This window comes from Oligoflexia bacterium (assembly GCA_035326705.1).
In the GTDB taxonomy this organism is placed as follows: domain Bacteria; phylum Bdellovibrionota_G; class JALEGL01; order JALEGL01; family JALEGL01; genus JALEGL01.
In genome coordinates this window covers 58,028-79,151 of record DAOLES010000001.1, presented here as the reverse complement: position 1 = coordinate 79,151, position 21,124 = coordinate 58,028, and the positions used below count along the sequence as shown (strand labels likewise).

Below are 21,124 nucleotides of genomic sequence, written 5' to 3'. Positions count from 1 at the left end.
ATTATTTAAGCTTGAACTTTTTACTACATTCACTATGTTATGCTCTTATGTTTGTCCCCAATTTAGAGCATGCTCAACAATGTTACCAGCAGTTTTCATCCCCTACTTTTTTAACCGAGGAAAAAAACCTTCAGCACCGACTTAAACAGTTAAAAACAAGTTTTCCGTCTTCAACTAAGTTTTATTATGCCATCAAAGCCAATTACAATCCTTATATTGTTTCTTTACTTAAACAAGAAGGGCTTGACGGTATTGATACTGTCTCACCCTATGAAATTAAACTCGCCAAAAAATTAGGCTTTGATCATTCGCAAATTGTATTCACTGGTTGTGCCAGTGATACACATGAATTACAAGCCGTAAAAAATGAAGGTGTTTTGCTTAATCTTGGCTCTTTATCCGAGTTATCTTCCTACGTAAAATTATTTCCCAATAGTGACCTTTCCCTAAGAATCAACCCTGGCATGGGTGATGGTGAAAATGATAAGGTTATCACGGCAGGAGAAGATGCAAAGTTTGGTATTTTACAACAGGATTTAAACACTGCTTTTGAGCTGTGTAAAAAAAATAACATAACTATTGTTGGATTGCACATGCACTTGGGTTCAGGCTTGTATCAAAGTGACATTTTTGCAAAAGCCTTAAACCATATGTTTTCTCTTGCCAAAACATTACCTAGTTTAAAATTTGTTGATCTTGGTGGCGGCTTTGGTGTGCGCCATCAATTACAACAAAAACAAATTGATTTAAATAGTTTTTCTGAGGTTTTACAACAGCAGTTGGCACATCATAAGCTTAACCACCTTGAGATTCGTTTTGAACCCGGTAAATTTCTTGTTGCTGAATCTACTGCTTTGATTTGCAAAGTTAATGTTGTAAAAAATTTACCAAACAAGCAGTGCTTAATAATGGATTCTGGTTTTAATCATTTGGTCAGGCCATCTTTTTACCAGTCCTATCATGAAATCATTAACCTAAGCCGACCTCATGAAAACTGTGTTCCAACAAAAATAGAAGGTTATCTCTGTGAATCTGGTGATGAGTTTCATCCCAATTTAAACTTTCCAAAATCACAGGAAGGAGACTATCTTGCTATTCTTTCTAGTGGTGCCTATGGCAGCAGCATGAGTTCTTTGTATAATTTTAGACCTTATGCAGCTGAGGCTATGATCACTGATAATGGTACACTAAAAGCATGTAGACAACCTGAAAATTTTGAAAAAATTTGGGATGGAATGGGATGGCTTTGGTAAAAAAACTCTTTACATATTATTTAAATTCTAAACACTTAATAATATCATCAATGTCGTGTTCTTGAACATTAAGAAACCATTGCATGTCAGGGTATACAACCACTGCGACGCCTTCTGAGCAGCGACCTAAGCAACCTGATTTATTAATTCGTATCTTTTTATCAGTTTTAATATTTCTAAGTTTTTGTTTTAACGTATTGAGAATAGTTTCTGACCCCTTACTTAGGCAGCATCCTTCAGGGTGACCCTCTGGCCTTTGATTCATACAAACAAATACATGTTGGTCAAAATACTTTTTATCTCTCACATTGATGTATTTAGCAGCATCATTATTTTTTACCAACTTTTTTTCATATCCTCAAGTACGGAAATCATACATTTTAGTCATTAATTTTTAATATTACTCTCTATACGATGTTGAATTTGGCTAAATTATCCTGCATCATTTTTGCAAAGAATTCTGTTTATGAAATTATACAAACCTTCCGGACAAGCCCTTATTGAACAGATTATCATTGCCTGGCTTATTGTTAGTTCACTGCTTTTATTTCTTGATATTCCAAAAGTCATAAAAAAACATCTTTTGGCACAGCACTGGCAAGTTGAATCTTATTTAACTAAACCGATAAATGACAAAACTATAGATTCATCGGTTAAAATTGGAGGAAAACAACATGCCAAACAACCATAAAGTTTATATCCCAAAACCACATGAAAGCATGATTGCTATTAAGCTAACACCCTATTTTTTAAAGGCAAAAAAGCCAAAATCATTGCATTCAGTGACGGACATTTTAAAGAAAAAAAAGAAAAATAATCTGGGTCAAGGCATGACAGAGTATTTAATTATTGTTGCTTTAATTGCTGTTGGGTCAATTGCCATCATGAGAACACTTGGGGGATCATTACGTACAGGATTTGCCAAAATAACCATGGGTATTCAAGGAAAAGGTAATCCCTCAACTATTAGAGACCCTAAATTAAATAAAAGTCAGTATAAACGCAATGACATGTCTGATTTCACCAATGGTGCTATTGAATAGAGATTGACCAAAGCATCAATTCTTACTTGATTATTATGCCAATCAGGCCTAGGATCAAGTCATGAATTTGACGCAAATATTAATTTTTGCTTTGGCTGTTTTAGGGTTTGGAAGTCTAGCTCTGCTTGTTTTAATTTTTACACAAAAAAACAACTTAAAAAGCTTGGGTACACAACTAGACTATTTATCCAGACAAATCAGTGAAAACCGAGATACCACCACTCAAAAAGTTCAAGATATTTACTACCGTCTGGAAAATAAAGTGGATTCACATATGCACCATACATCCTCTGTTTTACAAAAAAGCTATGATAGTGTTAGTTCGCATTTAGAAAAAAATGCCTCTGTTTTTGGTGATTTAAAAGAAAAAATGGGCCGCATAGAAGAAACTGGAAAAGCCATCGCTTCTGTTGGAGAGGAAGTTTCAAAACTTCAACATTTATTTAGATCACCCAAGTTTCGGGGACACTTAGGTGAAAAAGGCTTAGAAGAAATTTTAAGTCATTTGCTCCCCAGCGCTCATTTTAAAATGCAGTACCGTTTCACATCTGGCGATATTGTTGACTCTGTTGTTTATCTGGCCAATAAAAAAATTGTCCCTATGGATGCAAAATTTCCATTAGAAAATTTTCAAAAAATGCATGTTGAAGATATCAGTGAAAGAGAAAAAGAAGCTCACCTTAAACAATTTGTTCGTGATATCAAAAGTCATATTGATAAAATTAGTCAAAAATACATAAGACCAGATGAAAACACTTTAGATTTTGCTCTCATGTTTCTTCCTGCTGAACAAATTTATTATGAAGCTTTCTTAAAAGACTACACTGATAGTAGTGGACAAACATTGCTTAATATAGCTTTACAAAAAAAAGTCATCCCTGTTTCACCCAATAGTCTCTATGCTTATTTACAAGCAATTTTACTTGGCTTGCGTGGTCTTCAAATTGAAGAAAGAGCTCAAGAAATATTATCCTATATCAATAAGTTTAAACTCGATGTTGATCAATTAGAAATTGAGTTAGAAAAACTTGGCAAACACTTAAATCATGCTGGATCGGCTTATGATAAAACCTATAAAAAACTTAAACAATCTCAAAATAAAATTGAATTTATGGAAAACATGCCGTTAAATTCTGGTGAAAAAGACAAACCCTTAATTAACAGTTAAATGTTTTTCTGGGTCTAAGGCTGTTTTTTGCATACGGATCTCAAAATGATAAAAAGATGGTTGCTCGTTTTTAGTTTTTGCAATTATTTGCCCCTTATCAACTTGATCACCTTTTTTAACCATAAACTGCCCTAAATAGGCATACACAGTAAAAACAGCATGTCCATGCTGAACAATAATCATTTTTTCATATCCTTCCAGTGAAGCATCGGCATAAACAACCGTTCCTTTTTCTGATGCGTGTAAAGCTTGTCCTGATGGAGTTTGAACATCTATACCATTATGCATTTTTCCATTTTTTTTCCCAAAGTCAGTCGTGACTTTTCCTTGATAAGGCCATTGAAAACTAAATTTATTTTTTGAATACATCCGATTATTATTATTCTTAATTGAAATATTCTCATTCGATTGTTTTATTTTCTTCTGGCCAATTGTTTTTTGTTTTTGAATATTTTGTTCTATAAATTTTTGAACTTCTTTATTTTCTTTTACACCAGGAATTAATATTTTTTGTCCGGGATATATACGATTGACATGTAAACGTGGATTGGCTCTTCTTATTTCTTTTAAATTAACTTGATAGGCATGCGCTATTCTATAAGCTGTTTCGCCTTTTTCAACCGTATGAATAACACCACCTTTATTGTGGCAAGCCATACACAACAGTGAAAATATTATGTAATAAATGGAACGAACTTGCATGAGCCTAAGAAACGTTTTTTAATTTTATTATTTTCCTTTAAATAAATATACAATGCATGCTCATCTTTACCTTCATCAACAGGAGCAACCAATACAGCTCTATCTGCCAACTGAGAAAATAACTGTTGTGGAATTTTTTTTATTGCAGCTGTGATCATGACAGCTTCATACGGAGCAAACTCACTCCAACCTAAAGCGCCATTACCTGTTTTGACCAAAACTTTATAAAAGCCTAAGTCTTCAAGTCTTTTTTTTGCAACACTGGCCAGAGCATGAATTCTTTCAATTGAAAAAACAGGTATTCCTAAACGATCCAACACTGCTGCTTGATAGCCAGAACCAGTTCCAATCTCTAAAACCTTTTTGGGTGTATGCCCCAAAGTCTCCAACATAGCTTGAGTCATCAAAGCTACAATATAGGGCTGCGATATGGTTTGGTCATGACCTATGGGTAAAGCATTTTCGCCATATGCGTGTAAAGAAAATGCTTCCGGGACAAAATAATGTCTTGGGATAGAAGCCATTGCATTAATCACTTCCTGATTTGTAATTCCTTTGGGCACAACCCATTGTTCTATCATTTTACCCGCTTTAAAATGGGCCTCAGTCTGTTTTTGCATGGCTTTCTTGAAGAGTCTTTAAAAATTGATGATTGGTCATGTCTATTCGTATTGGAGAAATAGATATTTTGCCTTCTCTTATTGCATTTGAATCTGAACCAGGATCTTGATCAAATTCTAAAATATTTCCACCAATCCAATAGTATTTTTTACCTCTTGGATCAATTTTTTCTATGGTTGCACTTTCATATTGTTTATTACCTTGATAAGTAAATTCTATTTCTAACTCATCATTGTGCTGAACATTTGGAATATTAACATTGTACAAAGTATGTTTGGGTAAAGGATACTCTTCTAGCATTTTAACAACCCTTTTTGCAGCTCTTTGTGCTTGATCAAAGTATAAAACTTCATCTCTTTGATGAACTAAAGAAAAAGCAATGGATGGAATTCCCAATAAAACTCCTTCTAAAGCCGCTGATACAGTGCCTGAGTATGTAATATCGTTGCCTAAATTGGCTCCATGGTTGATTCCAGAAACAATAAGATCTGGATGATCATCTTTAAAAATTTCTAACATTGCCAAATATACACAGTCAGTAGGTGTTCCATCAACAGAATATCGATTTTCACTATGCTGCGTTATACGTAAAGGTCGATGCAAAGTTAATGAATGAGCTGAGCCACTTTGCTCACTGTTTGGAGCAACAACTACAACATCACCCAATTCTTGCATGGCTTCTTCAAGTTTAGCTATACCAGGAGCATAAATTCCATCATCATTGGATATCAGTATTTTCATTATTTATTATTTACAAGCATTTAGCTTTAATGTCCAAAAATCAGACTAAGCGCTACTTTATACTGCTTGCTGTGACACCCACGACGCTTATGCGACCTTAAAATAGCGCATAGCGGCAAAAAATGAGTTCTATCTACTTGATTTTACAAGATTATATCTGGCACAATTTTAGCTATCTATAAACCATTATGTCAAAGCGTCAAAGATGTGCCTATGCCAGTTGTCCACTGATCAAAACTTGTCTTCAAGATAGTCAGCAAATTGATTATTGTAAAAAAATAGAACTTATACGTGAACTACAATCCCATGTTGTAAAAAAACCTAAAGTTAATTATTTTAGTTTACCCAGCACAACCCAACATTAATTTTTGGCATTTTATATGCAGTTACACTCTGCATGACATCATATTTTGTAAGTTTAACTTTACTACTTATTTTTATTTTTTCATTTATTCAACTTGTCAAACGCACTAAAGATCAGCTTTTTATTAAGCAAGCTGGTTTTTTTGCCTTACGTTCACACTACATGGACGAAAATTATATCAATACTCTTAATGATTACAGTAAAAAAACGTGTCAAAAAACATACAGTTTTCAGTCTAGTACTCTGACTGAAAATCAATCTATCACTAAGTTAAAAATAATAGCTATTGATCAAGAAGCTAGCTCTTATACAAACTTTTTTATTTCAGATCTTAAAAATACTGCTATTGAAAAAAACTTATTCTACCTTGGTGAAAAAAAATGATTGTTTATTCATGTCGTAAAAGAGGATCAACTTTACTGACTTTTTTAATTTTACTCAGTCCTCTTTTATTGTTTTTATTCATTCATATCAATAACAATCACTTAGGCAATAAAAAAACCTATCAACAAACTCAGACAGATGCTTTGGCCTTACATTATGCAAATTATCAAATGGATGCACTCAATGCTATTGCCATGTACAATAAAGGCATAGAAATAACTGCAACAAGGGCATACATGGTTGCTACGGCATTAATGTTGCTTAGAGCCTGTGCGATGGCAACTTTATTTAAAAGTCCGTGTACACACTATTGGGCAAAGTTAGAAAAAAAAGCCCCTAGTTTTTTCAATAAAGCCAATCAACTCATGGCATACTATGCTCAACAACAAGATAGAATCAAACATTGGGCGGAAAGTGCTCCTTATCAAGATTTAATTTTATTCAATTCAAAAAGTATTTTAAAACAAAAGATTAATTACAGTTTACTCCCAAAAAAACAAGATTACAGCTTACCTATTGTAAGAGACTCAAAAAGAACTTTAAATAAGAGTAATCCACTGTATCAAGGTAATGATTTTCAACGTTGTCATACTAAAAAAGAAAACAATCTAGATATATTAAATTCAAAACTTGTTTCTTATAAATCTAAAAACAACATAACTATAGAAGTTTATTATAGGAACCCTAAAAATGGCTCTCAAAAAGTCAAAATTTATTCTTCACTAAGGTTGCTTAATGCCATTCCAAAACAGATTTATTTAAGGTCAACACAACAAAACTTAATATTCAAGAATGCTAAAGTAAAAAAATGTGAAAGTTTTAAAAAGTTTATCCACTCACTCAATAAAAAAATGACAAGTAAAGTTGATGTTCCACCTTTTTATATATTACGAAATCATTACTTTAAAAATGGTCTAAGCTTTCAAGTTAACTCTCAACACTTATACAAAAACATTACGCCTAATATTAATCAACAGCCCATAAACACTATCAAAAACCATACTTTATTAAAGTCTTCTGCAAAAGCTTGTATTAAAGGAGATGATATATTTTCAGCCAGCTTTAATGTTCATTTGTGTACATTAGCATCTGAGGTAAACTTATGAAAAAAAATATTGGAAGTATGGATTTAATACTTATTTTATTTTTGTTTATCGTTTTACTTTGGGGGTTTGCATTATGCTACGCTTATTTATTTGAACAGCAAGATACTCATCAACACTTGTGGCAGTCTGGCATATCTCAATGGAATCATAGATCCTTAGCTTCCTACCAAAAAAAACTCAGAATAGAAGGAAAAAACCACTTACAATTAAAGTATAAAAAAACATCTCTTCTGAATACAAACTGGTTGGGAAAAGTGCCTATGAGTTTTAAACTTTTTCAACAAAAAAACAGGCCTTACCAATTAAGCTTGTCTTCAGATAAAAAAATGTATGACTTTTTAGCCCATTTACACCGGCATGTTAACTCAAAAAGTAAAAATCAGATTAAAATACAACGTTCAATCATGTTTCCAGACCATGACCGCAATAAACCTCAACATTTACTACTCTTAAAACATAGTTTATGGACTCAAGGTATGTGCCATGTGGGCTTTACTGAAACTGTATTACCCTTGTTGGGTATAGATATACTTCATCAAACGTTAATGGGGGTCAAGCTACCTTTTCCAATACCCAAAATTAAAAGCTTTCCAAATTTAGCCTGTACTTTATGAAAAATTTAAACCTTCTTTTTCAGAATTTATTCTCACCTGCTCTACAAGAATTTATCAAAAGCTGGTATTTGCCATGTATTTTTGCAACTCTTAGTACACTCGTTATTACTAACAATATCAACCGTTATAAAAATAACCTTAGCGCATCTACACATACAGAAGAGGTTTTAATTGTTAATAAGTCATTGTATAAAGGTGATACATTAACCAGTGATGACTTAGATATTGCTCAGTTAGCCTTAAAACATTTACCCGCAGGTGTTCTTCGTCCATCTGAAATCAATCAAATTATTGGCACTCCTCTGAATAAAAGTTTAGCTAAAAATGAACTTTTACTATGGTCATTTTTAGAAATAAGCCCATTAAATAAACTTCCTTCTGATCAGATAGAACCCGGACATCGTCTTATTGCTTTATCTATTAATTCTGTTGATTCTATGGGATTTCGTATCCAAAAAGGAGATTATATAGACTTGATTCATACGGCAACTTTAGCAGATAACCATAGTCCATCTACTTATACTCTGTTACAAAACATAATGGTTTTAGGCATTGGTGAAAACTCACAAAACAACACAGAGCAAACATACAATACAATCAGTTTAATGGTTTTACCCAAAGAAGCATTGATGATTAAAAACGCGCAAGAAAACGGGGACTTATCTTTTTTACTTAGAAACCCTGTTGATCAAAAAACCAATACCCATTTACCCATCATTAATAAAAAAGACATCTCTGAACAGGCTTTTCGTAACACATTACAAAATGAAAGAAATAAAGCCATTGATCTTATCAAAGGAAATAAGCGGGTTACTAGCAACGATAAATTTTAATTTTTATGCGTAACAGCATAAAAATTAAACATAACTTGTTTTATATATTGCTCAAATTATATCTTTGATCTTTATCTATTTAAGTTTATACTATTAAATGTGTGTAAAACAATATTTTCTGTTCCACTCTCTTCAGTTTACAACACTTGTTCTCTGATGTTGATGTGCACTTAAAATATAGGTTTCTTAATATTTATTGGGGCTATGCGTGTCTATATCTAAATTTTTTACATATGAATGTGGTCGTTGTGGAAGTGTGTACAGTATTTCCCAAGATGACTTAGGTCAATCTGGGGCCAAAATAACTTGTCCAAAATGCTATTCTTTTTTCTATCTCAAACCCCCAAGAGAGGATATTAAACCTCCTATTATTGAAAAAATTGCCACGCGTGATGGTGAATATCAAGACAATGGAACCCCTCCAATTCCTGGAGAAAAAACAACTGAAAAAATACTTAGTGAGGCCATAGAAGCTTTAAGTTATCCGGCAATAAAAGATAATCAGCCTGTATACCCAACTTCAAATAGTGATAACCTAGCACAAAACAAAGTTGATCTGTCTCCTGAAAAACCCTCTTCAGATGAACAAACCAACTCATTGATTCAACATCATGTACCAAGTTCAGTTGAAACTGACTTGGACGCAATTTCTATCCCTAACATAGAAAAATCTAATTTGGTTGAAGAGCTCTGGCATAAAGACTCAGATATAGAACAAGAAATACATAAACTTCCTGACTCCCCAAATACACCGGAACAATCTGCCATCAATCTAGGTTTAGAAGAAGTTACAGGTAATTTTTATGATCCTGAAACCGTAATTACTCAAGATTCTTTATCCGATTATCCTGAGGAACCTCCAGAAACTTCTATGGAGAAGTCTATAGTATGGTTGGCTTCAATTTTTTTAGCCCTATGTCTTGTCCTTTTTGCACATTATAATAGGAACCTTACCCTCCCATTTTTAAATGGTTTTCAGAAAGCTCTACCTACTGCTACCCCGCAAGCTATCGATCAAAACTCTGAAATACCCTCTTCTGGACAAAGCTCAAAGTATGGTTTTCCTGAGGTAGAACAATTAGATGAGGATGAAATCATTGATGATGAAGATGTGGATGTCTATAATGAATCTTTGGATAACACTCAACAGCGTCCGGCTGGTGAACAGACTGATACTCCACAAAATAAATAATATAAATGGGCTTTAAGAATGATGAGGATTGGTCCAAGTTTAAACGATCCTCAAAAAGTCTACTTCAAGAATTAGGCTTTCCTAGCTTTTTATTTGAACATAGAAAAAGATGGGATTACGTCATATTGCATGAGTATGATTATCAAACAAAGTCGGACATAAACGAAATAGACCCAGCTAACTTAGAAAGGTTAAAATTATATTACACGATTTCTAGGGTGAAAAAACGTATGGAAACTCAATATTTTTAACCATCGATCGCTTAATTAAAAAAAATACTTAACTTTATACAGGATAGTTTTCTGTAAAACATGCATCGCAAAATTCATTTTTAGTTGCCTCCATGGCTTTGTACATGCCATCAATGCTCAGAAAATGTAATGTGTCTGCCCCAATATAATCTTTGAGTTCTTCGATACTCATTTGTGAAGCAATTAAATCTGATTTTTCTGGGGTATCAATCCCATAATAACAAGGGCTAATAAACGGTGGAGAACTGATAAGTAAGGACACATGACTTGCGCCAGCGGATTTTAACATTTTGATAATTTTCTTACTGGTCGTTCCTCTTACAATTGAATCATCAATCACTACAATGCGCTTACCCACTAATATATCCTTAACTGGATTCAATTTAACTTTTACTCCAAAACCACGAATAGATTGCTTAGGTTCAATGAATGTTCTACCAACATAATGGTTTCTTATCATACCCATTTCAAAAGGCAGTTTACTTTCTTCGGCATAACCCATGGCCGCTAAAACTCCTGAATCTGGAACAGCCATGACCAAATCAGCTTTTATATCTTTAGTTTCCTGAGCAAGAACTTTGCCAAGGTTTTTACGGGAACTGTAAACATCTTTACCGAATACTTTTGAATCTGGCCGAGAAAAATAAATATGTTCAAAGACACATTTTGCCGGTTTAGCTGTACTGTACTGAATAGAAATTGGCTCCGCTTTATTTTTTTCTACTACGACTATTTCACCGGGTTTTACATCCCTAATGTACTGAGCTTCCAGTAAATCAAAAGCACAAGTTTCAGAAGAAAATAACCACTTTCCATCTTTTGTTTTACCCATGCATAAGGGACGTAAGCCCCAAGGGTCTCTTGCTGCTATTAGCTTATCTTTATTTAAAAACAAAAGTGAGAATGCACCCTTAAGCAACTTTAAACACTCAGCAATTTTTTCTTCCAAAGTTAAAGATTTATCTTGTCGGGCAATCAAATGCAAAATGGCTTCTGTATCCATGGTAGAATGAAAAATTGCTCCTTCTTTTGCCATAGATGACTTAAGCTCATTAAAATTGGTTAAGTTTCCATTATGTGCAACTGAAACCTCTCCCTCTTCCAAGCTAGCTACAAAGGGTTGCAAGTTTCTTTGAATATTGCCACCCGTTGTAGAATACCTTACATGACCAATAGCACTATCACCTTTTAAAAATTCAAAGGCAGCTTCATCAAAGGCATCTGCCACCAAGCTTTGTCTTCTTATTCTATAAAGTTCTTGTCCATCTGTGGATATAATCCCAGCCCCTTCTTGACCTCTATGCTGAAGTGCATAAAGACCTAAGTACACCATATTGGATGCTTCATTGTGATTGTGAACACCAAAAATTCCGCACATATACTTTTGCCCCTACAACCAATGCCTAGACATCTGTTGTTTTATATTGGCGACATCTTGCGCATAAACATCTTTATTTATATACAAAATATTTCCGCCTGTTTTTCCTAAATTAGAAAACTCAATCCCGTGCTTTGTCAAACACTGATCTACATTTTTTTGATGTTCTGGTTTAAACGCAATAATTGCTCGTCCAGATTTTTCATGAAGCAATGTATGTAATAAACCTGCATCAGTGTTATTTTCAAGTTTAATATTAGCAGCAATTGGTTTATATTTATGTATAGAAGCCTCTACCAATGCCAACCATAATCCCCCGTCAGAAAGATCTTTAGCCGTATGAAGAAGGTCTTGATGATTTAAGTCAATCAAAGCATTTTGTAGTTTTTTTACAGCCTCTAAGTTAATACTTGGACACTCTAAGTTACTCTCTTGCAACACATCTTCCGTTAACATACTGTTATAAAAAACATCTGATTGATCATTATGATCTAGTAAATAAATAATATCACCTTCATGTGTAAAGTAATTTGAGGCAGGCGTATTATTATGTTCTACAAGACCAATCATACCAATTGTAGGCGTAGGATAAATATTTACCTCTTTGGTTTGGTTATAAAAGCTAACATTCCCCCCAGTTACAGGTGTTGCAAAAAAATCAGCTGCCTCACTTAAACCATCAATTGTCTGAACAAACTGGCCCATAATTTTTTCTTCTTCAGGGTTACCAAAGTTAAGGCAATTGGTAATACCAATCGCTTTGGCTCCAACACAAGCCAAGTTTAACACAGATTCAGCAACTGTATGCATAATGCCAAGTTTTGGGTTACTATGGCAAAGAGCAGCTTTACTATCAACAGTTACTGCTATTTTTTTCTCTTTACCTTTAATTCTTAACACTCCAGCCTCATGCCCCGGACCCATAACTGTGTCAGAGCGTACAGTTGAGTCATATTGATCAAAAATATTGTTTTTTAAGCCCGCACTATTACTCTCTAAAACTTGTTTAAGTGCATTCTGTACATTTTCTCCCAACTGTTTAAATACCTGGTCTTTGCTTAATGTACCTTTACCCAAATCAGGTTGAATGTATGGACGCTGATACAGCGGTGCTTCTTCAGTTATGGGCATCACCGGCAAATCAACAACTTTTTCTCCTTTAAAATAAGCTGTTACATGTGGTTGATCTTTAACAACACCAACTTTAGCACAATCTATGTTCCATTTTTTGGCTATGGCCAAGACCTTTTCAACTTTATCTGGATCAACAACCAACAACATTCTTTCTTGCGATTCAGATAAAAACAACTCAAAAGGTGTCATATTATTCTGCCGACATGGAATTTTATCCAAGTCAATATCCATACCACTGTTACCTTTGGCACTCATTTCAAAAGTTGAGCACGTAATTCCAGCGGCACCCATATCCTGAATTCCAAATAAAAGCTTTTGCTCAACCATCTCCATGCAAGCTTCCATCAGTATTTTTTGATAAAACGGGTCACCAACTTGTACGGTAGGAAGTTTTGCTTCAGAATCTTCGTTAAACTCTTCAGAAGCCATGGTAGCACCATGCACACCATCACAACCTGTTGGTGCTCCAAGATAAATTACAACCCTGCCTGCGCCTTGAGCTATCCCTTTTTGTATGGTTTCTTTAGAAACCAAGCCCATGGCCATGGCGTTCACCAAAATATTACCATTGTAACATTTGGCAAAACGCGTTTCACCGCCAAGGTTAGGTATTCCCATACAATTTCCATAATGAGAAATCCCACCAACAACGCCTTTCATCAACATTGGGGTCTTAGGGTGCGATAACTCACCAAAATGTAAAGAATCTAAAACGGCCACAGGACGAGCTCCCATAGCAAAAATATCTCTTAAAATTCCTCCAACACCCGTTGCAGCACCTTGAAACGGCTCAATGTACGAAGGATGATTGTGACTTTCTATTTTAAAGGCCAAGTAGTCGCCATCATCAATATCAATAACACCTGCATTTTCACCCGGGCCTTGAACCACACGTTCACTTTTGGTGGGTAATTTTTTTAAATGAACCCTTGAACTTTTATAACTGCAATGCTCACTCCACATGACAGCAAAAATGCTTAACTCAACTGAATTGGGCTCTCTATCTAAAATAGAAAGAATTTTATTGTACTCTTCTTCATTTAGACCTTGATTGAATGCTTCTTGCTTAAGACTCATAGCTGCAAACCTCTATAACTGGGTTGCTTAAAATTGTTTCACTTAATTTTTTTAATTCTTCTTCACTTGGTTTTTCATCAAAAACCAGTTCAATAGTCTTTCCAACTCTAACATCATTAACTTGCTTATAGCCTGATCTTAACAAGCTTTTCTTGATGGCTTGTCCTTGTGGATCCAAGACTTCAGGTTTTAACATAACTTTAACCATAGTTTTGTAACTCATATGCTACTTAGCCTCCTATATACTTCTTCATATGCCTCAGTTAAACTGCCTAAGTCACGTCTAAAAACATCTTTATCAAGAATTTTTTTACTATGTTTATCCCATAAACGACATCCATCTGGTGTTATTTCATCGCCAAGTAACATATTTCCCTCATTGTCAATTCCAAATTCTACTTTAAAGTCAGCCAATAAAATATCACACCGCAAAAATAACTTTTGCAAAGCTTGATTAATCTGACCACTGATGGTTTTCATTTGTGAAATATTTTCTTTACTTGCCAGCTTCATCCAAACGATATGATCCTCATTGATCAATGGGTCATCCAAAGGATCACTTTTCAAGTTAAGTTCCATGATGGGCGGGTTAATTTCTTGATCTGGCTTAACCCCTAAGCGTTTGCATAAACTCCCTGCAGAAATATTTCTAACAATCACTTCTACTGGAATCATTTTGAGTTGCTTTACAATTAAATCACTGGCTCCTGAGCTTTCAACCAAATGCGTTGCTATGCCTTCTTGTTCTAAATATTTGTATATTATGTCACAAATATCCCGATTCAGTACACCCTTTCCAGCTATATCAGCTTTCTTCTTGGCATTGAATGCAGTAGCACAGTCAGTAAAACGCATGGTGTAGAGCCCATCGCTGTGTGACCATATTTGTTTTGCTTTTCCTTGATACAATGGTGCTTGGTTCAAAACTCATCTCCCTCTTTTAATATTAGTGCTTGTTTTATATCTTTTAAAACATTCATTAGAATACCACTGGTTATCATCTGCCCACCCACTATCATAAAACCAGAAGATAACAAGATAACAACCCAATGCATATGTAATCCACCAATGGCCAAATATCGAATAAAAAAAGCTGTCAAAGCACTGGCTCCTAACAATAGCGTTATTGTGCCGTATAAGGTCATATTTTCATACACACGCAGATAAGAATTAAGCTTTTGAATCAACCAATCTTTCTCATAACGCTTAAAAAAAGTAGAAACGATAAAGCGAGCTAAAATGCCAAGAAGTATCACTTGGGTTCCCATGACCATCAATGAAAAAGCTCCTAAGGATCTATATATATAATCGCTAAATAGTATGGCTTCGTTTTTATAAAAAGACTGTATTAAAGGCATCATAAACACCAAGCCAATGGCTATTAAACACATTCCAACTAAAAATAATATCTTAAATGGATTGTACATCATGACGATACTGACAATCACATGAAAAAAGCGCCAACCATCTTTTACCACACTGAGCTTAGACTTACCTTCTCTATCATAATAATCGATGGGGACTTCCAGCACTTCAATATTTTCATGTACCGCTTTACTCGACATGGCAGGAGTAAAATGTAGACCATTGGGCAGTGGTAACATTTTATTCAAAGCTTCACGATCAAATACTCTAACGCCACTTGCAGTATCGGTTATTTTTTTACCCGATAAAAAGCTTAACATCTGGGCAAAAATAACATTTCCTAACTTTCTTACTTTTGGCATTTTGCTTGATTTGCTTGAAAAGCGCTGACCCGTGGCCATATGTTTGTTAGGGTTAGACTTTAATTGTTCATACAAACTTAAAACCGTTTGTGCATCAATGGTTCTATCTCCATCCATAAAAGATAAGTATTCACCTTTAGCTGCAGCAAAACCATGCTTTAATGCCGCTCCATAGCCTTGATTATCTTTATAACTGACACAATGAAAGCTCAGCTGCTGATACTTATCCAACTGTACTTTGCTAAATTTATCGATCTCTTCTTGAGTCTGGTCAATGGAACCGTCGTTGACCACTATTAGCTCACCTTTAAACTGTGGATTTTGCTGTTGATAGCTTGAAATCCTATGTGCAGCTTGATCTAAAACTTCAAAAATATGCGATCCTTCGTTGTAAGCAGGAATTATTAAAGACAGGTTAATCATGACCAAAGCGAGTCTTTTGGGCAAACATTGCCCGGCCAAAACCAAGATTCCAAACCGTTATGCACGTTATAAATAAGCATGAAAACAACAAGGATTCTTTTAACTGTTTTCTCCTTAAAAGCCAAAATATAAAATTAAATATAAAAATTCCTGCAATGAGTAAGCAAGCAGTATTTAACCATTGAATGCCAATTACGAGTAAACCCAATAATACTGCAACGCTCAGAAATGGAAGGAAGTGTAACCTTTGACATAAACCATGTTTTTTGACCAATAAGCCATGCCCAAAACCATAACGATGAAACATTTTCAACAAATCAAGGTAGGTTTTTGGCCGTCGATGAAAAATTTTAGCTTTTGGGCAGTAAAAAACCTGATGGCCTAATTTTTTTTTTAAGCGGAGATCTAAGTCAAGGTCTTCACAAGGCCACAATTTTTCATCAAAACCACCTAAACTAAGAATACTTTGCCTAGAATAAATCACATTACAACTGGGGACATGTTCAACTTTTTTGAGCGTTTCTGATTCATGTAAATAGTCAGATACAAAACTAAGGCTCTGCAAAAATGCCGCAGTATTTTGTTCAACCTTTTGCGCATTTGGGCTAACACTTTGTTGCCCCCCAATTGAAAAAGAGACTGTCTCAGCCATTTCTAACTCTTGCACATGTTTAAAAAGGATCTCAAGACACTGATGATCAAGGACTGCATCCGCATCAAAAAAAGCAAGCCATGGCGTTTGAAGACTTTGAACGGCTAAGTTACGTGCATGACTTGGGCCTTGATTTTTTGTATGAATAATTTTAATTGAGCCTTGATATTGTTTTAAAATATTAGGCGTTTGGTCGGTTGAGCCATCATCTACAACAACAATATCATAAGGGTAAGCAATACTTTGATTGAGTATCGAGTCGATACACTGGGCAATATGGTCCTCTTCATTATAGGCAACAACAATAACTGTTAACAGTTTTTCCAGTTTTGATACCCTAGTGTTCATCTTTATATATGGGAAGATTTTTCCCAATGTATTTTTTTGAGAGGAAAAATACTTTGCCTTTGTGCATCATCAATATGACTTAATTCAATAAACTTTATCCATTACACCGTTTTATTTGAGGATTTTTTAAACAGCTTTTTTACCCAACGGTTATTCTCAATTAAATAACCAGCAAAATGCCTAAACCCTCTTACTTTGCGCAAAAAGTCTTTGAAATGCATATTTTTAAGTGCAAAACGTAAAATATAACTCGGACGAAAATAAAACCGCTTTAAGCCTTCATTAACTCCTGCTTCAACTTCATCTTTGCTTAAACCTGGGTAACTCACAACACCTGTTTGTTCGCCCTCAGGATCAAGCCATTTAGACCAATCTTTGGTGTTAAGGTAGCCTTTCTCTTCTGCATATTCAAAATATTTGGTGCCGGGAAATGGCATGGCTGCAGAAAACTGTAGTGTATGCAAACCTAAACCGTTGGCAAACTCAACTGTTTCTTTCATACTCTCTTTGGTCTCTCCAGGTAAGCCCATGACAAAGGTTCCATGTACATCTAAACCCGCTTGCTTGGTTCTATCCATAAATACTTTAGCTTGCTCTACGGTTGCTCTTTTCTTAATGTTATCTAAGACTTGTTGATTGCCAGATTCAAAACCCACCAAAAGCTCTCTACAGCCGGCTTTTTTCAACATTTCCATCATATGTAGATCTGCAGTATCAACCCTTGCATTTACAGAAAAAGTAACCTTTAAACCTCTTGATAAAATTTCTTCACAAATCCCTAAAGCTGTTGGTTTATGTAGCGTAAAGGTATCATCTTCAAAGAAAAATTCACCACCTTGAACAACTTCAGGACAAATTGAAATGACCCATTCCATCTCATCAACAACACATTTTGGATCGCGCAAACGCAACTTATGCCCATGCATGACCTGTGGCCATAAACAAAACGTACATTTGTGAGGACAGCCTCTACCAGAAAAAATATCAACATAGGGATGTAGCTTTGTACCATCAAAATATTTTAATAAATCCAATTGATGCCAGGCTGGATAAGGTAACTCATCAATAGGTTCTATGAGGGGTCGAGCTTCGTTTTTTATAATATCTCCACCATTCCAAAGTACTGCTCCCTGCACTTCTTTCCAATGTGGATCTCTGGTAATCAAATCTCTAACTGTATAATCATATTCACCCACAGCAATAGCATCAACAGCGCCATTGGCATTTTTAAGGGTCTCGTCTGAGCAAGAAGAAGCATGGGGCCCAACCATGATAACTTTTGCATGCGGTGCCATTTCTTTTACGTCTCTTGCACAGCCAATGTCTGACTCAATAGATGGTGTAGTTGAATCTAAAACCACATATTGTGGCTGTTCCGCTGCAATAAGCTCTCTAAACTCCTTGCGCCCCCACTCTCGAGCTGGAAAATCATATAGTTTTACATCAACATTTTCTTTTTCAAGAACTGCTGTTGCATAAGCAAGCCAATCTGGTGCCCGCAACACCCGACCGCGGGTTTTAGCCGCCCAACGTTGGGTTCTACAAAAATCTTTAACAAAGGGTTGGTTTATGACTAGGACATCAGACATAGTTATAGCATCTCATAAGTTACCTCTCTAATACAAGATAATCATTTAATTTTTTCGTTTATCCTGTATAAAGAATAAAAATTTACACCTCGAGAAATAAAAAGATACTCAATCGGTACACAGCAAGGAGATGATATGGCGGCAAAAACACAATCAAAACCCAACTTTTTTTCACGTTTTCTTAATTTTGTTGAATGGGCAGGTAATCTTTTACCGCATCCAGTAACATTATTTGCATACTTTACCTTGGCTATCATTTTGTTCAGTGGCTTTGCCCAATGGATGGGTTTAGAAGTGATTGATCCAAGACCTGTTGGCGCAAAGGGCCGAAGTGCAGACGGTATCATTAAAGCCGTTAGTCTGCTTAGCGCTGAAGGAATCCGTTGGCTCTATGAAAACTTGGTTAAAAACTTTACCAACTTTGCCCCTTTAGGCACGGTCCTGGTTGCTCTTTTAGGGGTTGGCGTAGCCGAAGGTTCCGGTTTAATTAGAACAGCGGTAAGAAGTTTTATTCTCAAAGCACCAAGAAGTTTGGTTACGTTTAATCTAGTTTTTGCAGGTATTCTCTCCAACACAGCTTCTGAATTAGGTTATGTCGTTTTAATCCCGCTTGGTGGTTACATTTTTAAATCTATAGGACGTCACCCCTTGGTGGGTATGGCAGCAACATTTGCAGGTGTTTCAGGTGGTTACAGCGCCAACTTATTGATTGGAACCTTAGATCCTCTTTTGGCCGGGATAACCCAAGAAGCAGCTCGACTCATAGCACCTGAATACACTGTACATGCCGCAGTAAACTGGTATTTCATGATGGCCAGTACATTTGTTATTGCTGGAATTGGCACCTGGGTGACCGAAAAAATTGTTGAGCCCAAGCTTGGAACCTACGACGAAAGCCACGCTGACGAAAATGATCAACGAGGAGCATCTCTTTTAAAAGAAACCACCCCTTTGGAAATTAAAGGTATGAAATGGGCTTTTGTTTCAACATTAATACTAAGCGCAATCTTATTGTTATGTGTTGTGCCCCAAGGTGCTATTTTAAGAGATCCTGAGACTGGCGCTATTTTAAAATCTCCATTTTTAAAGGGTATTGTCAGTAGCATCTTTGTATTCTTTTTAGTTCCGGGTGTTGTTTACGGTAAAATAACTGGAGCTTTTAAGTCAGATAAAGATGTTATTGCTTCTATGGCAAAATCGATGAGCACCATGGGTTTATATATTGTTATTGTTTTTGCTGCTGCACAATTTATTAATTGCTTTAAGTGGACCAACTTAGGTTTAATTTTTGCGGTCAAAGGTGCTCAATGGATGCAAGAACTTGGCTTACAAGGTGGGCTTATTTTTTTCCCATTCATTATTGTTTGCGCTTTAGTCAACTTAAGCTTGGGAAGTGCTTCAGCCCAATGGGCAGCGACAGCTCCAATTTTTGTACCTATGCTTATGCTCTTGGGTTTTAGTCCAGAGGTTATTCAAGCTGCTTATAGAATTGGTGATTCAAGCACTAATATTATTACACCCATGATGTCCTACTTTGGACTAATTTTGGCTTTTGCCTATCGTTTTGATAAAAGAACTGGTGTTGGAACAATTATTAGTACCATGCTTCCCTATTCCATCCTCTTTTTATTGTCATGGAGCGTTTTGTTTTATGTTTGGGTGTTTGTATTTGGTTTACCAGTAGGACCTGGGGCACCAACTTACTTTACCCCATAATTGGCCTGCCATTATAGGATATGTTTGTGTTTTTTGATTTTCTGGATTAAGTTTATCACATGATTAGAAACACACTTTTATTGCTATGCACTGTTTTATTATTGCACTGTGCTGAAACATCTGATTTTCTTAAACAGGCTGGAGCATCGGTTAATGGCTTAACCTTTAGCGAAGAAGAAATGTCAACGGCTTTAAAGCAAGCCTTGTCTATTGGCACAGACAATAGTGTTCAATTGCTCTCTTCTGTAGATGGCTACTATAAAGACGATCTTTTTAAGATAACATTTCCAAATGAAGCCAGTAAAGTTGAAAGTACTTTGCGTTCATTGGGTATGAGTAGTTTAGTTGACAAAACTATCTTATCCTTGAATCGAGCTGCCGAAGCTGCTGCCAGTGAAGCAAAACCTATTTTTTTAGATGCCATTAAACAAATGACACTTAAAGATGCACGCAATATTGTTCTAGGTTCTGAACATGCCGCAACTGATTACTTCAAAACAAAAACCCAAACACAGTTAAGTAAACGATTTTCACCCATCATTGAGAATAAATTAGATGCTGTGAACGCCAACCAATATTGGAAAACGGTTATGAGCAATTACAATAAAATACCAACAACCAAAGCAGTAGAAACCAATCTGACAGCTTATGTCACACAACGTGCTATTGATGGGATGTTTTTATCTGTTGCTCAAGAAGAAGAAAAAATTAGAGAAAACCCAGCCCTTAGAACAACCAAGTTGCTCAAGCAAGTCTTTGCCTATGCAGATGCAAACAAAAATTAATGATCTAATACCCGGAGACTATA

General features: G+C 35.4%; 22 protein-coding genes. 11 read left to right on the top strand and 11 right to left on the bottom strand.

Annotation, left to right across the window (positions count from 1 at the left end; genetic code table 11):
* Window positions 1-11 precede the first annotated feature (11 nt).
* Entirely contained in the window at window positions 12-1,253 is a 1,242-nt protein-coding gene (lysA, locus tag PKC21_00400; GenBank protein HMR23787.1) for a diaminopimelate decarboxylase, read from the top strand.
* Between the two features lie 16 nt (window positions 1,254-1,269).
* Here lysA and PKC21_00395 read toward each other — a convergent pair whose 3' ends face one another.
* The gene (locus PKC21_00395) at window positions 1,270-1,596 is read right to left on the bottom strand and encodes a (2Fe-2S) ferredoxin domain-containing protein (protein HMR23786.1); all 327 of its coding nucleotides are present in this window, start codon (window positions 1,594-1,596) and stop codon (window positions 1,270-1,272) included.
* 123 nt (window positions 1,597-1,719) lie between these two features.
* Between PKC21_00395 and PKC21_00390 the strand changes: the two genes are divergently transcribed.
* The 3 genes from PKC21_00390 to PKC21_00380 all read left to right on the top strand — a co-directional run bounded on the left by PKC21_00390 (window position 1,720) and on the right by PKC21_00380 (window position 3,464).
* Window positions 1,720-1,944, top strand: coding sequence for a hypothetical protein (locus PKC21_00390; GenBank protein ID HMR23785.1), 225 nt, complete (start codon window positions 1,720-1,722; stop codon window positions 1,942-1,944).
* Window positions 1,928-2,296 carry a hypothetical protein gene (locus tag PKC21_00385; protein HMR23784.1) on the top strand — a complete coding sequence of 123 codons (369 nt, stop codon included), beginning with the start codon at window positions 1,928-1,930 and terminating at the stop codon, window positions 2,294-2,296. The genes PKC21_00390 and PKC21_00385 overlap by 17 nt, the downstream gene beginning before the upstream one ends.
* Before the next feature lie 61 nt (window positions 2,297-2,357).
* Window positions 2,358-3,464, top strand: a complete 1,107-nt coding sequence (locus PKC21_00380; protein ID HMR23783.1) for a DNA recombination protein RmuC — start codon at window positions 2,358-2,360, stop codon at window positions 3,462-3,464.
* Here PKC21_00380 and PKC21_00375 read toward each other — a convergent pair.
* From PKC21_00375 to surE, 3 genes are read right to left on the bottom strand one after another with little or no spacing between them, the layout of a single operon-like run.
* Complete coding sequence (locus PKC21_00375; GenBank protein ID HMR23782.1) at window positions 3,450-4,166, bottom strand: LysM peptidoglycan-binding domain-containing M23 family metallopeptidase; 717 nt, start codon at window positions 4,164-4,166, stop codon at window positions 3,450-3,452. The genes PKC21_00380 and PKC21_00375 overlap by 15 nt on opposite strands.
* On the bottom strand, window positions 4,139-4,786 hold the full coding sequence (locus PKC21_00370; GenBank protein ID HMR23781.1) for a protein-L-isoaspartate(D-aspartate) O-methyltransferase: 648 nt from the start codon (window positions 4,784-4,786) through the stop codon (window positions 4,139-4,141). Before PKC21_00370 ends, PKC21_00375 begins: the two co-directional genes overlap by 28 nt.
* Window positions 4,770-5,528, bottom strand: a complete 759-nt coding sequence (gene surE, locus PKC21_00365) for a 5'/3'-nucleotidase SurE (GenBank protein ID HMR23780.1) — start codon at window positions 5,526-5,528, stop codon at window positions 4,770-4,772. The genes PKC21_00370 and surE overlap by 17 nt, the downstream gene beginning before the upstream one ends.
* A gap of 397 nt (window positions 5,529-5,925) precedes the next feature.
* Here surE and PKC21_00360 point away from each other — a divergent pair, with 397 nt between their 5' ends.
* The 5 genes from PKC21_00360 to PKC21_00340 all read left to right on the top strand — a co-directional run bounded on the left by PKC21_00360 (window position 5,926) and on the right by PKC21_00340 (window position 10,021).
* Complete coding sequence (locus tag PKC21_00360; protein HMR23779.1) at window positions 5,926-6,276, top strand: hypothetical protein; 351 nt, start codon at window positions 5,926-5,928, stop codon at window positions 6,274-6,276.
* Window positions 6,273-7,382, top strand: a complete 1,110-nt coding sequence (locus PKC21_00355; GenBank protein ID HMR23778.1) for a hypothetical protein — start codon at window positions 6,273-6,275, stop codon at window positions 7,380-7,382. The genes PKC21_00360 and PKC21_00355 overlap by 4 nt, the downstream gene beginning before the upstream one ends.
* A complete protein-coding gene (locus PKC21_00350; GenBank protein HMR23777.1) occupies window positions 7,379-7,996 on the top strand; it encodes a hypothetical protein in 618 nt (205 codons plus the stop codon). Before PKC21_00355 ends, PKC21_00350 begins: the two co-directional genes overlap by 4 nt.
* Complete coding sequence (gene cpaB, locus PKC21_00345; GenBank protein HMR23776.1) at window positions 7,993-8,829, top strand: Flp pilus assembly protein CpaB; 837 nt, start codon at window positions 7,993-7,995, stop codon at window positions 8,827-8,829. The genes PKC21_00350 and cpaB overlap by 4 nt, the downstream gene beginning before the upstream one ends.
* A gap of 208 nt (window positions 8,830-9,037) precedes the next feature.
* A complete protein-coding gene (locus PKC21_00340; GenBank protein ID HMR23775.1) occupies window positions 9,038-10,021 on the top strand; it encodes a hypothetical protein in 984 nt (327 codons plus the stop codon).
* 285 nt (window positions 10,022-10,306) lie between these two features.
* Here the strand turns inward: PKC21_00340 and purF are convergent, their stop codons facing one another.
* The 7 genes from purF to PKC21_00305 all read right to left on the bottom strand — a co-directional run bounded on the left by purF (window position 10,307) and on the right by PKC21_00305 (window position 18,600).
* Window positions 10,307-11,650, bottom strand: coding sequence for an amidophosphoribosyltransferase (gene purF / locus PKC21_00335; GenBank protein HMR23774.1), 1,344 nt, complete (start codon window positions 11,648-11,650; stop codon window positions 10,307-10,309).
* Between the two features lie 12 nt (window positions 11,651-11,662).
* Complete coding sequence (gene purL, locus PKC21_00330; GenBank protein ID HMR23773.1) at window positions 11,663-13,861, bottom strand: phosphoribosylformylglycinamidine synthase subunit PurL; 2,199 nt, start codon at window positions 13,859-13,861, stop codon at window positions 11,663-11,665.
* Window positions 13,851-14,084: a phosphoribosylformylglycinamidine synthase subunit PurS gene (gene purS / locus PKC21_00325; protein HMR23772.1), complete on the bottom strand. Its 234-nt coding sequence runs from the start codon at window positions 14,082-14,084 to the stop codon at window positions 13,851-13,853. Before purS ends, purL begins: the two co-directional genes overlap by 11 nt.
* Complete coding sequence (locus PKC21_00320) at window positions 14,081-14,785, bottom strand: phosphoribosylaminoimidazolesuccinocarboxamide synthase (protein ID HMR23771.1); 705 nt, start codon at window positions 14,783-14,785, stop codon at window positions 14,081-14,083. Before PKC21_00320 ends, purS begins: the two co-directional genes overlap by 4 nt.
* The gene (locus PKC21_00315) at window positions 14,782-16,011 is read right to left on the bottom strand and encodes a glycosyltransferase family 2 protein (protein HMR23770.1); all 1,230 of its coding nucleotides are present in this window, start codon (window positions 16,009-16,011) and stop codon (window positions 14,782-14,784) included. The genes PKC21_00320 and PKC21_00315 overlap by 4 nt, the downstream gene beginning before the upstream one ends.
* Window positions 16,004-17,011: a glycosyltransferase gene (locus PKC21_00310; protein ID HMR23769.1), complete on the bottom strand. Its 1,008-nt coding sequence runs from the start codon at window positions 17,009-17,011 to the stop codon at window positions 16,004-16,006. Before PKC21_00310 ends, PKC21_00315 begins: the two co-directional genes overlap by 8 nt.
* 101 nt (window positions 17,012-17,112) lie before the next feature.
* Entirely contained in the window at window positions 17,113-18,600 is a 1,488-nt protein-coding gene (locus PKC21_00305; protein HMR23768.1) for a radical SAM protein, read from the bottom strand.
* Between the two features lie 135 nt (window positions 18,601-18,735).
* Here PKC21_00305 and PKC21_00300 point away from each other — a divergent pair, with 135 nt between their 5' ends.
* Both PKC21_00300 and PKC21_00295 read left to right on the top strand, forming a co-directional pair.
* Window positions 18,736-20,316, top strand: coding sequence for an AbgT family transporter (locus PKC21_00300; GenBank protein ID HMR23767.1), 1,581 nt, complete (start codon window positions 18,736-18,738; stop codon window positions 20,314-20,316).
* Between the two features lie 59 nt (window positions 20,317-20,375).
* Window positions 20,376-21,101: a DUF4197 domain-containing protein gene (locus tag PKC21_00295; protein HMR23766.1), complete on the top strand. Its 726-nt coding sequence runs from the start codon at window positions 20,376-20,378 to the stop codon at window positions 21,099-21,101.
* The last annotated feature ends 23 nt before the right edge of the window (window positions 21,102-21,124 follow it).